Genomic DNA, 13,938 nt, shown 5'->3' on the forward strand with positions numbered 1-13,938 from the left:
TGAAGCAGTCGTCCGCGCTTGCGCGAGGCGACCGCAGATCTGACGAGGAGGCCATTGCCGTAGAGGGAACCGCAAGGACCCACCGGCAATGGCCTTCTTCGTATGTGCACGAGGAGATCTCCATGAATCAGGGCGTGGACCCCCACACCGCTTCCGACGACAAGAGCGACCAGTTCAAGAAGGGCCGCCGCTTCATGCTGAAGCTGTCGGGCGAGGCCTTCTCCGGTGGCGGAGGACTGGGCGTCGATCCCGACGTCGTCCACGCCATCGCGCGTGAGATCGCCGCGGTCGTCCGCGACGGCGCGGAGATCGCCATCGTGATCGGCGGCGGCAACTTCTTCCGGGGCGCCGAGCTCCAGCAGCGCGGCATGGACCGGGCGCGGTCCGACTACATGGGCATGCTGGGAACGGTCATGAACTGCCTCGCGCTCCAGGACTTCCTGGAGAAGGAGGGCATCGACTCCCGCGTGCAGACCGCCATCACCATGGGCCAGGTCGCGGAGCCGTACATCCCGCTGCGCGCCGTGCGCCACCTGGAGAAGGGCCGCGTCGTCATCTTCGGCGCGGGCATGGGCATGCCCTACTTCTCCACCGACACCACGGCCGCCCAGCGCGCCCTGGAGATCGACGCCGAGGCCCTCCTCATGGGCAAGAACGGTGTCGACGGGGTCTACGACTCCGACCCGAAGAAGAACCCGGACGCGGTGAAGTTCGACGCGCTGGAGTACGGAGAGGTCCTCTCGCGCGACCTCAAGGTCGCCGACGCCACCGCGATCACCCTCTGCCGTGACAACAAGCTGCCGATCCTCGTCTTCGAGCTGCTCGCCGAGGGCAATATCGCCCGCGCCGTCAAGGGTGAGAAGATCGGCACGCTCGTCAGCGACCAGGAAACCCGGGCCTGAGCAGTCCGCTGCCGGTCCGGGCGGCCCGGCCCGCCCGCCCGCCCGCCTGAACCATCCATTCAAGACATGCAGGAGCACGTGGTGATCGAAGAAATCCTCCTCGAGGCCGAGGAGAAGATGGAGAAGGCCGTCGTCGTCGCGAAGGAGGACTTCGCCGCGATCCGTACCGGCCGAGCGCACCCGGCGATGTTCAACAAGATCGTCGCCGACTACTACGGCGCCATCACGCCCATCAACCAGCTCGCCTCGTTCGCGGTTCCCGAGCCGCGCATGGCCATCGTGACGCCGTTCGACGCGTCCGCGCTGCGCAACATCGAGCAGGCCATCCGCGACTCCGACCTCGGTGTCAACCCGAGCAACGACGGCCGGATCATCCGGGTGACCTTCCCTGAGCTGACCGGTGAGCGCCGCAAGGAGTACATCAAGGTCGCCAAGAACAAGGCCGAGGACTCCAAGGTCTCCATCCGTTCCGTGCGCCGCAAGGCCAAGGACGCGCTCGACAAGCTCGTCAAGGACAAGGAGGCCGGCGAGGACGAGGTCCGCCGCGCCGAGAAGGAGCTCGACGACACCACCGCGAAGTACGTCGCGCAGGTGGACGAGCTCCTCAAGCACAAGGAAGCCGAGCTCCTCGAAGTCTGATGAACGACTCTTCCTGGCAGCCGGAGCCGGTTCCGGCGGGTCCCGCATACGATGCGCAGGTGGGCCCGCACACTCGGCCCATGCCCATCGTGCCCGATGCCGCCGGCCGTGACTTCGACGACCGGGAAGCACGCGATCGGGGGGCCGCCTCGGACGGCGGCCCCCTCTTCCGCGCCGATACGCCGCCGCAGGAGCCCATGCCCAGCCCCCCGCCCCCGCATGCCGAGCACCCGCAGGACTCCTCACCCCCGCCGCAGAAGAAGCGCGCGGGGCGGGACCTGCGCGCCGCGATAGGGGTAGGCGTCGGTCTCGGCGCGGTGATCTTCGCCTCGCTCCTGATCGTCAAGGCGGTCTTCGTCGGCGTCATCGTCGTCGCGGTCGTCGTCGGCCTGTGGGAGCTCACCTCGCGGCTCCAGGAGCAGAAGGGCATCAAGGCCCCTCTGGTCCCGCTCGCGGTCGGTGGCGCGGCCATGGTCATCGCCGGATACGTCCGCGGGGCCGAGGGCGCCTGGATCGCCATGGCGCTGACGGTGCTGACCGTCCTGGTGTGGCGGATGACCGAACCGCCCGAGGACTACCTCAAGGACGTCACCGCGGGTGCCTTCGCGGCGTTCTACGTGCCCTTCCTGGCCACCTTCGTCGCGATGCTGCTCACCGCCGACGACGGGCCGCAGCGCGTGATCACCTTCCTGCTGCTGACCGTGGTCAGCGACACCGGGGCCTACGCGGTGGGCTGGCGGTTCGGGAAGACCAAGCTCGCGCCGCGCATCAGCCCCGGCAAGACCCGCGAGGGGCTGTTCGGCGCCGTGGCCTTCGCCATGGGCGCCGGCGCGCTCTGCATGGAGTTCCTGATCGACGGCGGCGCCTGGTGGCAGGGCCTGCTGCTCGGCCTCGCGGTCGCGGTCAGCGCCACCCTGGGCGACCTGGGCGAATCGATGATCAAGAGGGACCTGGGCATCAAGGACATGGGCACACTGCTGCCGGGGCACGGCGGCATCATGGACCGGCTGGACTCGCTGCTGCCCACCGCCCCGGTGGTGTGGCTGCTGCTGGCCGCCTTCGTCGGCACCGGCTGACCGGGCCCCGGCCGGGTTATCCTGGAGGGCGCGCCGCGTGTACGCGGCGCGCCCTTTCCGTCCAGCGGCCGAGCCGCGGACCGGCCCTGCACGCGCGGGGTGACCCCCACCTCGTCGTACTGAGGAGTACCGCATGGCCCCCCGTCCCGCTCCGGGTGAGCTCACCTTCGTCGCTCCCCGCGGGGTCAAGAAGCCGCCCCGGCACCTCGCCGACATGACTCCGGCCGAGCGCCGCGAGGCGGTCGCCGCGATCGGCGAGAAGCCCTTCCGGGCCAAGCAGCTCTCCCAGCACTACTTCGCCCGCTACGCGCACGACCCGGCGCAGTGGTCGGACATCCCCGCGGGCTCGCGGACCAAGCTCCAGCAGGAGCTCCTCCCGGACCTGATGAACGTCGTCCGGCACATCAGCTGCGACGACGACACCACCCGCAAGACCCTGTGGAAGCTGCACGACGGCACGCTCGTGGAGTCCGTGCTGATGCGCTACCCCGACCGGGTCACCATGTGCATCTCCTCGCAGGCCGGCTGCGGTATGAACTGCCCGTTCTGCGCCACCGGCCAGGCGGGCCTGGACCGCAACCTCTCCACCGCCGAGATCGTGCACCAGATCGTCGACGGCATGCGCGCGCTGCGCGACGGCGAGGTCCCCGGCGGCCCCGCCCGGCTGTCGAACATCGTCTTCATGGGCATGGGCGAGCCGCTGGCCAACTACAACCGCGTCGTCGGCGCGATCCGTCGGCTCACCGACCCCGAGCCCGACGGCCTGGGCCTGTCCCAGCGCGGCATCACCGTCTCCACCGTCGGCCTGGTCCCGGCCATGCTGCGCTTCGCCGACGAGGGCTTCAAGTGCCGTCTCGCCGTCTCGCTGCACGCCCCGGACGACGAGCTGCGCGACACCCTGGTGCCGGTGAACACCCGCTGGAAGGTCCGCGAGGTCCTCGACGCCGCGTGGGAGTACGCCGAGAAGTCCGGCCGCCGGATCTCGATCGAGTACGCCCTCATCCGCGACATCAACGACCAGGCCTGGCGCGGCGACCTCCTGGGCCGGCTGCTCAAGGGCAAGCGCGTACACGTCAACCTGATCCCGCTGAACCCGACGCCCGGTTCCAAGTGGACCGCCTCGCGCCCCGAGGACGAGAAGGCCTTCGTCGAGGCCATCGCCCGCCACGGCGTGCCCGTGACCGTGCGTGACACCCGCGGCCAGGAGATCGACGGCGCGTGCGGCCAGCTGGCCGCCTCGGAGCGCTGACCTGCGCTTCCGGCCGGCCACATTCGGCCACGGGGTACCCTGTGGCCGAACCAATTGCATATTCCGACAGGGGAGCGCCACAGCGCTGAGAGTGCGGTATCCGTCATCCGCAGACCCTCTGAACCTCGCCCCGGTCATTCGGGGTAGGAAGTTCGGTCACCACTCTTGCTGTTGCGCCCTGCCCGGCGTCCGCTCCGACAGAGCGCCGGGCAGGGCCGCGTCTTCTCCTGGACATCCCAGGAGGAATTCACCGATGAGCACCACCAGGAAGATCGCGGGCGCGGCGCTCGCGGCCGCGCTGGGCGTCACCACGCTCAGCGCCTGCGGCGGCGACGCCAAGGACAAGCCCGCCGGCGCGGGCGACGCCCCGAAGTCCAAGACCGTCACACTGGTCTCCCACGACTCCTTCAACGTGACCGAGTCGGTCCTGAAGGAGTTCGAGCAGCAGAGCGGCTACACCGTCAAGGTCCTGAAGTCCGGGGACGCGGGCGCCGCCCTCAACCAGGAGATCCTCACCAAGGGCTCCCCGCGCGGCGACGTCTTCTTCGGCGTGGACAACACCCTGCTCTCGCGCGCCCTCGACAACGGCATCTTCACCCCCTACGAGGCCAAGGGCCTGGGCGAGGTGAAGCCCGAGTACGTGCTCGACAAGGAGCACCGGGTCACCCCGATCGACTCCGGCGACATCTGTGTCAACTACGACAAGGCCTACTTCGCCGACAAGAAGATCGCCCCGCCGCAGACGCTGGACGACCTGACCAAGCCGGAGTACAAGAACCTGCTGGTGGTCGAGAACGCCGCGACCTCCTCGCCCGGCCTCGGCTTCATGCTTGCCTCCGTCGGCAAGTACGGCGAGGAGGGATGGAAGGACTACTGGAGCAAGCTGAAGGCCAACGGCGTCGAGGTCGTCGACGGCTGGGAGCAGGCCTACAACGAGCGCTTCTCCGGCTCGGCGGGCGGCAAGAAGGCCAAGGGCGACCGCCCGCTGGTCGTCTCCTACGCCTCCAGCCCGCCGGTCGAGGTGCTGTACGGCGAGCCGCAGCCGGCCGAGGCCCCGACGGGCGTCGCCACCGGCACCTGCTTCCGCCAGATCGAGTTCGCGGGCCTGCTCAAGGGCGCGAAGAACGAGGAGGGCGGCAAGGCTCTCGTGGACTTCCTGATCAGCAAGAAGTTCCAGGAGGACATGCCGCTCCAGATGTTCGTGAACCCCGTGGTCAAGGACGCCGCGCTGCCGGAGCTGTTCACCAAGCACGGTGTGGTGGTCGAGAAGCCTACGAGCGTCACTCCGGAGACCATCGCCGAGAACCGTGAGCAGTGGGTCAAGGCATGGACCGCGCTCGTCGTGAAGTAAGCGGTACGAAGGAGCCGGGCGCGGCGTCGGCGGACGCCGCCCCGGTCCCCGGACCGGGGCGGGTACCCGGACAGGGCGAGAGCGGGCGGGCCACCGCCGTCCGCCTCGCCCTGATGGCCGTCCCCCTCGCCTTCTTCGGGCTGTTCTTCGCCTACCCCGTCGCCGCGATCGTCGGCCGCGGCCTCAAGGCCGACACCGGATGGCAGTTCGGCCGGCTCGGCGAGGTGCTGGCCCGGCCCGACATCGCCGACGTGCTGTGGTTCACCACCTGGCAGGCGCTCGCCTCCACCGTGCTCACCCTGCTGATCGCACTCCCCGGCGCGTACGTCTTCGCGCGTTTCGAGTTCCCCGGCAAGCAGCTGCTGCGGGCGGTGGTGACCGTTCCCTTCGTGCTCCCGACCGTGGTCGTCGGCACGGCCTTCCTGGCGCTGCTCGGACGCGGCGGACTGCTGGACGAACTGGCGGGCGTCCGCCTCGACACCACCGTCTGGGCGATCCTGCTCGCGCACGTCTTCTTCAACTACGCCGTCATCGTCCGCACGGTCGGCGGACTGTGGGCCCAGCTCGACCCGCGCCAGGAAGAGGCCGCGCGGGTGCTGGGCGCCGGCCGGTTCGCCGCCTGGCGCAGGGTGACGCTGCCCGCGTTGGCCCCGGCCGTGGCCGCGGCGTCCCTGATGGTGTTCCTCTTCACCTTCAGCTCCTTCGGCGTCGTCCTGATCCTGGGCGGACCCGCCTACTCCACCCTGGAGGTGGAGGTCTACCGGCAGACCGCGCAGCTCCTGGACCTGTCGACGGCCGCCGTCCTGACGATGGTGCAGTTCGCCGCGATCGGCGCGATCCTCGCCCTGCACGCATGGACCGTGCGCCGGCGCGAGACCGCGCTGAGCCTGGTCGATCCGGGCCGCACCACGCACCGTCCGCGCGGCTGGGCGCAGCGCACCCTCCTGGGCGGCGTCCTGCTGACCATCGGGCTGCTGATCGTGGCGCCGCTGGCCGTGCTCGTCGAGCGGTCCTTCGACGCCCCCGGCGGCTACGGCCTCAGCTTCTACCGGGCCCTGCAGGACGCCGGCGCCGGTGGCGGAACCTTCCTGGTGCCGCCGCTGGAGGCGGTCTGGAACTCCCTGCAGTACGCGCTCGCCGCCACCGCGATCGCCCTGGTCGTCGGGGGCCTCGCGGCCGCCGCCCTGACCCGGCGCGGGGGCCGCTTCGTACGGGGCTTCGACGCGATGCTGATGCTCCCGCTCGGGGTGTCCGCCGTGACGGTCGGCTTCGGCTTCCTGATCACCCTGGACGAGCCGCCGCTGGACCTGCGGACCTCGTGGATCCTGGTGCCGCTGGCGCAGGCGCTGGTGGGCGTGCCCTTCGTCGTACGGACCATGCTGCCGGTTCTGCGCGCGGTGGACGGGCGGCTCCGGGAGGCCGCCGCGGTGCTCGGCGCGTCACCGCTGCGCGCCTGGCGGGAGGTGGACCTGCCGCTGGTGCGCAGGGCGCTGCTGATCGCGGCCGGGTTCGCCTTCGCCGTGTCGCTGGGGGAGTTCGGCGCGACCGTCTTCATCGCCCGGCCGGACCAGCCGACGCTGCCGGTGGCCGTGGCGCGGCTGCTGGGGCGGGCCGGCGAGCTGAACTACGGGCAGGCGATGGCCCTGAGCACGATCCTGATGCTGGTGTGCGCGGTGTCCCTGCTGGTGCTGGAGCGACTGCGACCCGACAAGACCTCCGGAGAGTTCTGATGACACTGCTTCAGCTGGAAGGGGTGTCGGTCCGGCTCGGTGAGCGCGCGGTCGTCGACTCCGTGGACCTGGAGGTCGCCGAGCACGAGACCGTGTGCGTCCTGGGCCCGAGCGGCAGCGGGAAGTCCACGCTGCTGCGGGTCGTCGCCGGGCTCCAGCAGGTGTCCGGGGGGCGGGTGCTGCTGGGCGGGGCCGACCAGGCCGGTGTCCCCGTGCACCGGCGGGGCGTGGGCCTGATGTTCCAGGACCACCAGCTCTTCCCGCACCGCGACGTCGGCGCGAACGTCTCCTTCGGCCTGCGGATGCGCGGCCGCGGCCGCGCCTCGTACGCCGCCCAGGTCGCGGAGCTGCTGGAACTGGTCGGGCTCCCCGGGGCCCAGGGCCGGGCGGTGGCCTCCCTGTCCGGCGGCGAGCAGCAGCGGGTGGCGCTGGCCCGGGCGCTGGCGCCGTCGCCGCGGCTGCTGATGCTCGACGAACCGCTCGGACAGCTGGACCGGGGGCTGCGCGAGCGGCTCGTGGTCGAGCTGCGGGGGCTGTTCTCGCGGCTGGGGACGACGGTCCTGGCCGTCACGCACGACCAGGGGGAGGCCTTCGCCCTGGCCGACCGGGTCGTGGTGATGCGGGACGGCCGGATCGCGCAGGCCGGGACCCCGCTGGAGGTGTGGCAGCGGCCCGCCTCGGAGTTCGTGGCGCGCTTCCTCGGCTTCGAGAACGTCGTCCCGGCGACGGTGACGGGAGCGGTCGCGGCGACCGCCTGGGGCAGGGTCCCGGTCCCGGCCGGCTCCCCGGAGGGGGAGCAGCGGCTGATGATCCGCCCGGCGGGGGTGGTGCTCCGCGACGCGGGCCTGCGGTGCGAGGTGGTGTCCCGGACCTTCCGCGGCACCCACGTCGCCCTGCTGCTGAGGCCGGAGGGCGGCCCGGTGCTGGAGGCCGAGTGCGGCCTGGCGGGGGCTCCGGCCGTCGGCGACCGGGTCGCCGCGGCCTTCAGCCCCGCCGAGGTCGTCGTCCTCCCTCGGTGACGGGAGTCAGCCTGCCTTCGGCAGGACGCCGTCGCAGGCGATCGGCAGGTGCCGGGGGCCGCGCAGCACCGCGTTCTGGCGGTACGGCGGCGGGTCCTCCAGCAGACGCGGGTTCACCAGTCGGCGGGCCAGCTCGCTCAGCGCCAGCTGCGCCTCCTGTCGGGCCAGCGGCGCCCCGAAGCAGCTGTGGATGCCGCTGCCGAGCCCGAGGTGCTGGATGTCCCCCCGGTCCGGGTCGAAGCGGTCCGGGTTCTCGAACCGCTTCGGGTCGCGGTTGCCGGAGGCCAGCATCAGCCACAGGGACGCGCCCTTGGGGATGGCGACCCCGGCGACCTCGATGTCGCAGAGCGTGGTGCGCTGCGGCAGCAGCTGCACCGGCGGCTCGTACCGCAGCAGTTCTTCCACGATCGGTACCGACAGACCGGGGTCCTCGCGCAGCCGCTTGAGGACGTCGGGGTGGCGCAGCAGGGTCAGCATGCCGTTGGTGATCAGGTTGACCGTGGTCTCGTGGCCCGCGATCAGCAGCAGCGCGGAGGTGCTGAGCGCCTCCATGGTGGTCATCGCGCCGTCCGGGCCGTCCGCGGTCGCCAGCTGGGACAGCATGTCGTCGCCGGGGTTCTTGCGACGCTCCTCGATCAGCCCGGCCAGGTACATGCCCAGCTCCATCCGGGCGTCCACGGTGCCCTGGCCCCGCTGGGTGGGGTCCGCGTCCGGGTCGGGGTCCAGGCTGGCGGCGAGGGTCTCCGCCCAGACGTGGAAGCGCGGTTCGTCCTCGTGGGGCACCCCGAGCAGCCGGCAGATCACAGTGACCGGGAAGGGGTACGCGAACTGGTCGACCAGGTCGACCCGGTCCAGGTCGCCGGAGGTGGCGATGCCGTCGATGAGCCCGGTGACGAGGCCGTCGAGCTCGCCTCGCATGTCGTGCACCCGGCGCGGGGAGTGGGGCGGCCCGAACGGCCGGTTCGTCATGCGCCGCAGGCGGTCGTGGTCCGGCGGATCGAGCTTGAGGAAGGAGGGCGGCAGGGCCGCCCCCTCGTCGCCGGCGGACTGCCCCAGCGGATCGTCACCGGTCGCCTTCAGGTTGCGCGAGTCGGAGCTGATCCGCGGGTCGTGCAGCAGGCTCTGGATCTCGTAGTACGTGCTGACCACGTACGGGCCGTGCTCCCCGTGGGACACCGGGGTCTTGCGGAGCTCCTCGTACAGCGGGTACGGATTGGCCCGGTTCGCGTAGTCGATGATCTCCCGCAGGAGGGCTTGTGTCATGGCGGGTCCTCGTGATCCTCGGGGGCGGTCGCGACGGGGTCAGTGCCCGGGGGTGAAGGTCATCTTCCGGTCGGCCGGCGAGTAGCCGCTGAGGGTGATGGTCGGGCCGTGGGTCGGCACCGAGGGGTCGGGGAAGTCCGCCGGTACCGGCTTGCTCCCCTCCGGCCTGCGGTCCACCGTCGTGTACGCCGGCGGGAACGGCGCCGTGCTCTCGATCTGCTGCTCGTAGAACGGCAGCCAGCGGCAGTTGTCGAAGGTCACGGCGGCGATCACCCGCCCCTGGTACCCGTAGACGGCCGCGAACCGGCGCTCGGCCGGCGAGCCCTGGGTGATGAGGATCTCGGTCCCCATCGGCGGCACTCCGACCGACTTGATGTTTACGCCGAACTGCGAGGACCAGAAGGCCGGCACCCACAGGTGGGGGCGGCGGTCCGTGCTCTCGCTGAGCATGTTGTGCGCGGCGGTTTCGGCCTGCGCGACGGCGTTGCCCCAGTGCTCCAGGGACAGGAACTGGTAGCCGAACAGGGCATGCGGCGAACGTGCCACGTCACCCGCCACGTAGATGTCGTCGGTGACGATGCCCCGGACGTCGAAGGCCCGGCAGCCCGCGTCGCAGGCGATGCCGCGGGGGCCGGCGCCCAGTCCGGACCCGGCGAGCCACTCGGTGTTGCGCTGCGCGCCGAGGGAGACGACCACCACGTCGGCCTCCACGGTGGAGCCGTCGGAGAGGTGGGCGGCGCGGACCCGGCCGGCGGGATCGCCCTCCAGCGCGGTGACCATGACGCCGGTGCGCAGGTCGACCTCGTGCTCCCGGTGCATCTCGGCCGCCACCTCGCCGATCACTGCGCCGAGGGCGCCCACCAGCGGGGCCGAGCCGCGTTCGGCGACGGTCACCTTCAGGCCGCGTTCCCGGCAGGCGGAGGCGATCTCGGACCCGGTGAACCCGGCTCCGATGACGAGCACCCGGCGGGGACGGGCGGCGAGGGCGCGCTGCAGTCCTTCGCCGTCGTCGCGGGTGCGCAGGACGAAGACCCCTTCGAGTTCGCCCTCCTCCGGGTTGGGCCAGGGCCGGGCACGGACGCCCGTGGCGATCAGCAGCCGGTCGTACTCGACCTCGTCGCCGTCGCCGAGCCGGACCCGGCGGGCGGCCATGTCCAGGCCCGTCGCGGGGACTCCGAGACGCCAGTCGGCGTCGATCGCCCGGCGGCGGGGGAGCGCCGTGTGGTCCGCCATCGCGTTGCCCAGCAGGACCTGCTTGGACAGCGGGGGCCGGTCGTACGGCTCATGGGGCTCGTCGCCGACCATCGTGAGCGATCCGGTGAACCCCTTGTCGCGCATGGTCTCGGCGGCCCGCAGACCCGCGAGCGAAGCGCCGACGACGACAATGCGGCCCTCGCGCTTGAGGTGCTCCAAGGACCCGTCGCGTGTGCGTTCACCGCTCACCGTGAACCTCCGGAACCGGCGCCGGCCCCGGCCACGGCCGCCTCCTGGGACACACTGTCCGCCACGTCCTCGTCCGTGAGTTCCAGGAGGATCGCGCCGACGGGGCAGGCGGCCACGGCGCGCAGGACGCTCTCGCGCTGCTCGGCGGCCGGCTCGGGGTCGTAGAGGAGCGACTCGTCGCCGTGCATGGCGAAGACGTCGGGAGCGAGGAAGGCGCACTGGGCGTATCCCTGGCAGCGGTTGAGGTCGACGACAAGCCTCATGACGGATCGGCCCTTCCCTCGGCTGTTGATCCCCGTCGCCCCCGGCTACCCCCGGTTCCTCCCCTGTCCACCAGCATGCACGCGGTACCCGCAGGCCGCCTGCCGGAGCACGGACCGCCAGGTCGGGAGGGGTTCACGGCGGGCCGGAGCGGTCCGGTGGCGAGGCCGTGCGACGGGTGCGCAGGATGTGGAGGCTGACGACCAGAGCCCAGCCCGGGAACAGGAGCTCGGACCAGGGGACGCCGGAGCCCGCCACGATCAGGATCAGGCCGACGAGGGTGCCCAGCACGGACAGCGGCCGGGGGAAGACCCCGAGCATCCGCCCGATCGTCGAGGTCGCGAGGACGAAGACGGCAGCCATGCGCATCGCGTACGTCGCGAGGAGGGCGTAGGCGTAGTGGCGGCCGAACACGGAGGGGTTCTCCTCGTTCAGCACGGTGCCGGCCGCCGCCGCGGCGGCGAAGAGGGTGGCCACGCAGACGAAGCCGCTGCCGAGGAACACGGTCGCGACGAACCGGTCCTCGGCCTCACCGGTGTGCGCGCGGAGGGCGCCCATGAACCAGAGGAAGAAGATGCCGGCGAACGGCACGATCTGCAGCGCCAGCTGGACCGCCCAGCGGCGGTCCGGGTCGATGGCCGCGTCGGCGGCGCCGCCGGCCGGAACGGAGATCCGCATCAGGACGATCGCCGCACCGAGCAGCACGGCGAAGGCGACACCGGCCATTCCGGCCGCGCGCGGCGTCTTCAGCCGATCGGTCGTGGGCTCCACGGACCCCTCGCTCTCTCCCCCGGTCCAGCAAGCGCCAGCCGTCGCCGCGTCACCACCTGGGGCGGCCGACCGGGTGAGGGAGCGGAGCCGGCGCCAGCCGGCCGGCCGGGGTCAGCCGACCGGCTGCGGTACCGGGGCCGCCGTCTCCTCCTCGGCGCCCTCGTGCTTGCCGTACCAGGCGACCGCCACGGCGCCGGCCACCGCCATGACGAAACCGGCGACCGCCAGCCAGGCGAGGCCGGGGCGGGACGCGTCACCGAGCAAGAGCACCCCGATCGCGCCGGGCAGCACGGTCTCGCCGACGACGAGGGCCGCGGTGGCTCCGTTGACCGAGCCGATCTGCAGGGCGACGGTGTGCAGGTACATGCCGCCGATGCCGGCCAGCAGGATGGCGTAGAGCGCCGGGTCGGTGAGCAGGGTGCCGAGGTCGAACGGGTCGACGCCGTCCAGGATCCGCACGCCGACGCCGAGCGCGCCGAAGCCCAGACCCGACAGCAGGCCCGCCAGGATCGCGGCTCCGCCGCCGAGGAGGCGGACGGCCACCGTGCCGCCGACCATCAGCAGCGTGGTGATTCCCAGCAGCCACCAGTGCGTGGACATCGGCGCGTGGTGGCCGCCCTCGTGGCCCGCCGCCGTCGCCAGCAGCACCAGCGCGGTGCAGACGACCCCGATCGACGCCCATTCCTTGCGGCTCAGCCGGATGCCCAGCATCTTCACGCTCAGCACGGCCGTGATCACCAGGTTGGCGCTGATCACCGTCTGGGACAGGAAGAGCGGGAGGAGGCGGGCGGCGAGCGCGCCGAGCCCGAAGCCGACGAAGTCCAGGATCGTGCCGACGATGAACTCCCACGTCATCGCCGCCTTCGCGGTGGACGAGAGGTTGGGGCCGCCGTGGGCGGTCACCCCGGCCGCCGTCGGGGACATCCGGGCGGCGCGGCGCGATCCGACGGCTTGCAGCACGGATCCCGTGCCGTAGCAGATGGATGCCGCGACAGCGGTCAGCAGGCCTATGAGCACCGATGGCTCCGTTCACGTCTGGCAGGTTTTGCGGTACCTCTGCCAGACGTGGGAATCGGCCCGGAAGTTGCCTGCGCAGCCCAGCTCGTCGAAATGCCCGGCTCAGCGCATCGAGGCGAGCACGCCGGGGACCTCGTCCACCGAGTCGACGAGCGCGATCCGCGACTCCATCGCCCGGCCCCGGGCCAGCGCCCGGAGCAGCGGCCAGGCTGGGAGGCGCTCGGTCCAGTGGGTGCGGCCGACCAGGACCATCGGTGCCGGCTCGCCCCGGGACCCGTAGTGGTTCGGTGTCGCGGCGTCGAAGATCTCCTGGACGGTGCCTGCCGCGCCCGGCAGGAACACCACGCCCGCGGTGGACCGGGCCAGGAGCCCGTCCTCGCGCGTGGCGTTCGCGAAGTACTTCGCTATGTGCGCGGCGAAGGCGTTGGGCGGCTCGTGGCCGTAGAACCAGGTGGGGATGCCCACCGAGTCGCCGCCGCCGGGCCAGCGGTCCCGTACGGCGAAGGCCGCGTGCGCCCAGTCGGACACCGACGGCTCGAAGGACGGGGCCTTGGCCAGCAGCTCCAGGGCCTCCACGAGGGCCTCGTCCGGGGCCGGTGCCAGGTAGGCGCCGAGGTTGGCGGCCTCCATCGCACCGGGGCCGCCGCCCGTGGCCACGGTCAGCCCGGACCGGGTCAGCGCCCGGCCGAGCTCCGCCGCACCGCGGTAGTCGGCACTGTCCCGGGCCATGGCGTGGCCGCCCATCACGCCCACCACGCGGGCGGCGGCGAGATGTTCGTCGAGGGCGCCGGAGATGGCGTCGTCGTGCACGGTGCGCAGCATCGAGGAGAAGACGTCGCCGTCGGCCGCGGTCTCCCGCAACCAGGCGTACGCCTCGGCGTCCGGGGTGGCCTCGTAGCCGTCGGGCAGCCCGTCGAAGAGCTCCTCCGGGGTGTAGAGCAGGCCCCGGTACGGGTTGAACGGCAGGTCCGGAACGGGCGGGAAGACCAGCGCGCCGTCCGCGCGGACCTTCGCCGAGGCGTCGGGCTCCATCGCGCAGCCCAGGAAGACGGCCGCCGAGGTGTCGGCGGCCAGCAGCGCGAAGGTCCGCTCCAGCAGGTTGACCGACTGGATCCGGTAGCCGCTGAGCGAGCCGCGTGCCACGACCTGGTCGAATTCGGCGAGCGTCTCGATCTCGATGTCTGCGTTGACCATTCGGCCCACCCTAGAGGCTGGAT

Annotated in this window: 13 protein-coding genes and 1 riboswitch; of the genes, 7 read left to right on the forward strand and 6 right to left on the reverse strand. The window is 71.8% G+C overall.

The window, feature by feature from the left end; genetic code table 11:
• Positions 1-122 precede the first annotated feature (122 nt).
• The 7 genes from pyrH (at position 123) to ACFWFZ_RS05755 (ending at position 7,966) form a co-directional block, all read left to right on the forward strand.
• Positions 123-902: a UMP kinase gene (pyrH, locus tag ACFWFZ_RS05725; protein WP_356810514.1), complete on the forward strand. Its 780-nt coding sequence runs from the start codon at positions 123-125 to the stop codon at positions 900-902.
• Between the two features lie 81 nt (positions 903-983).
• Positions 984-1,541 carry a ribosome recycling factor gene (gene frr, locus ACFWFZ_RS05730; RefSeq protein ID WP_030028670.1) on the forward strand — a complete coding sequence of 186 codons (558 nt, stop codon included), beginning with the start codon at positions 984-986 and terminating at the stop codon, positions 1,539-1,541.
• On the forward strand, positions 1,541-2,617 hold the full coding sequence (locus tag ACFWFZ_RS05735) for a phosphatidate cytidylyltransferase (RefSeq protein WP_387117081.1): 1,077 nt from the start codon (positions 1,541-1,543) through the stop codon (positions 2,615-2,617). The genes frr and ACFWFZ_RS05735 overlap by 1 nt, the downstream gene beginning before the upstream one ends.
• A 133-nt stretch (positions 2,618-2,750) precedes the next feature.
• Positions 2,751-3,866 carry a 23S rRNA (adenine(2503)-C(2))-methyltransferase RlmN gene (gene rlmN, locus ACFWFZ_RS05740; RefSeq protein WP_387117084.1) on the forward strand — a complete coding sequence of 372 codons (1,116 nt, stop codon included), beginning with the start codon at positions 2,751-2,753 and terminating at the stop codon, positions 3,864-3,866.
• 58 nt (positions 3,867-3,924) lie between these two features.
• A riboswitch (TPP riboswitch) is annotated at positions 3,925-4,034 on the forward strand.
• An 85-nt stretch (positions 4,035-4,119) separates the two neighbouring features.
• Positions 4,120-5,217 (forward strand): thiamine ABC transporter substrate binding subunit, encoded by a 1,098-nt coding sequence (locus ACFWFZ_RS05745; RefSeq protein ID WP_387117087.1) that lies wholly within the window; start codon positions 4,120-4,122, stop codon positions 5,215-5,217.
• A gap of 113 nt (positions 5,218-5,330) precedes the next feature.
• Positions 5,331-6,947 carry an ABC transporter permease gene (locus ACFWFZ_RS05750; protein ID WP_387117348.1) on the forward strand — a complete coding sequence of 539 codons (1,617 nt, stop codon included), beginning with the start codon at positions 5,331-5,333 and terminating at the stop codon, positions 6,945-6,947.
• Complete coding sequence (locus ACFWFZ_RS05755; RefSeq protein WP_387117090.1) at positions 6,947-7,966, forward strand: ABC transporter ATP-binding protein; 1,020 nt, start codon at positions 6,947-6,949, stop codon at positions 7,964-7,966. Before ACFWFZ_RS05750 ends, ACFWFZ_RS05755 begins: the two co-directional genes overlap by 1 nt.
• Before the next feature lie 6 nt (positions 7,967-7,972).
• On the opposite strand, the gene ACFWFZ_RS05760 is transcribed toward ACFWFZ_RS05755, so the two are convergent.
• The 6 genes from ACFWFZ_RS05760 to ACFWFZ_RS05785 form a co-directional block, all read right to left on the reverse strand.
• Positions 7,973-9,229 carry a cytochrome P450 gene (locus ACFWFZ_RS05760; RefSeq protein ID WP_387117093.1) on the reverse strand — a complete coding sequence of 419 codons (1,257 nt, stop codon included), beginning with the start codon at positions 9,227-9,229 and terminating at the stop codon, positions 7,973-7,975.
• Between the two features lie 39 nt (positions 9,230-9,268).
• The gene (locus ACFWFZ_RS05765; protein WP_387117096.1) at positions 9,269-10,672 is read right to left on the reverse strand and encodes an NAD(P)/FAD-dependent oxidoreductase; all 1,404 of its coding nucleotides are present in this window, start codon (positions 10,670-10,672) and stop codon (positions 9,269-9,271) included.
• On the reverse strand, positions 10,669-10,935 hold the full coding sequence (locus ACFWFZ_RS05770) for a ferredoxin (RefSeq protein ID WP_387117099.1): 267 nt from the start codon (positions 10,933-10,935) through the stop codon (positions 10,669-10,671). Before ACFWFZ_RS05770 ends, ACFWFZ_RS05765 begins: the two co-directional genes overlap by 4 nt.
• A gap of 133 nt (positions 10,936-11,068) precedes the next feature.
• The gene (locus ACFWFZ_RS05775; RefSeq protein ID WP_387117102.1) at positions 11,069-11,704 is read right to left on the reverse strand and encodes a hypothetical protein; all 636 of its coding nucleotides are present in this window, start codon (positions 11,702-11,704) and stop codon (positions 11,069-11,071) included.
• Between the two features lie 111 nt (positions 11,705-11,815).
• Positions 11,816-12,721, reverse strand: coding sequence for a hypothetical protein (locus tag ACFWFZ_RS05780; RefSeq protein ID WP_387117106.1), 906 nt, complete (start codon positions 12,719-12,721; stop codon positions 11,816-11,818).
• Between the two features lie 102 nt (positions 12,722-12,823).
• Positions 12,824-13,915 carry an LOG family protein gene (locus ACFWFZ_RS05785; RefSeq protein ID WP_387117109.1) on the reverse strand — a complete coding sequence of 364 codons (1,092 nt, stop codon included), beginning with the start codon at positions 13,913-13,915 and terminating at the stop codon, positions 12,824-12,826.
• Positions 13,916-13,938 lie beyond the last annotated feature (23 nt).

Source organism: Streptomyces sp. NPDC060232 (genome assembly GCF_042726555.1).
Lineage (GTDB): Bacteria > Actinomycetota > Actinomycetes > Streptomycetales > Streptomycetaceae > Streptomyces.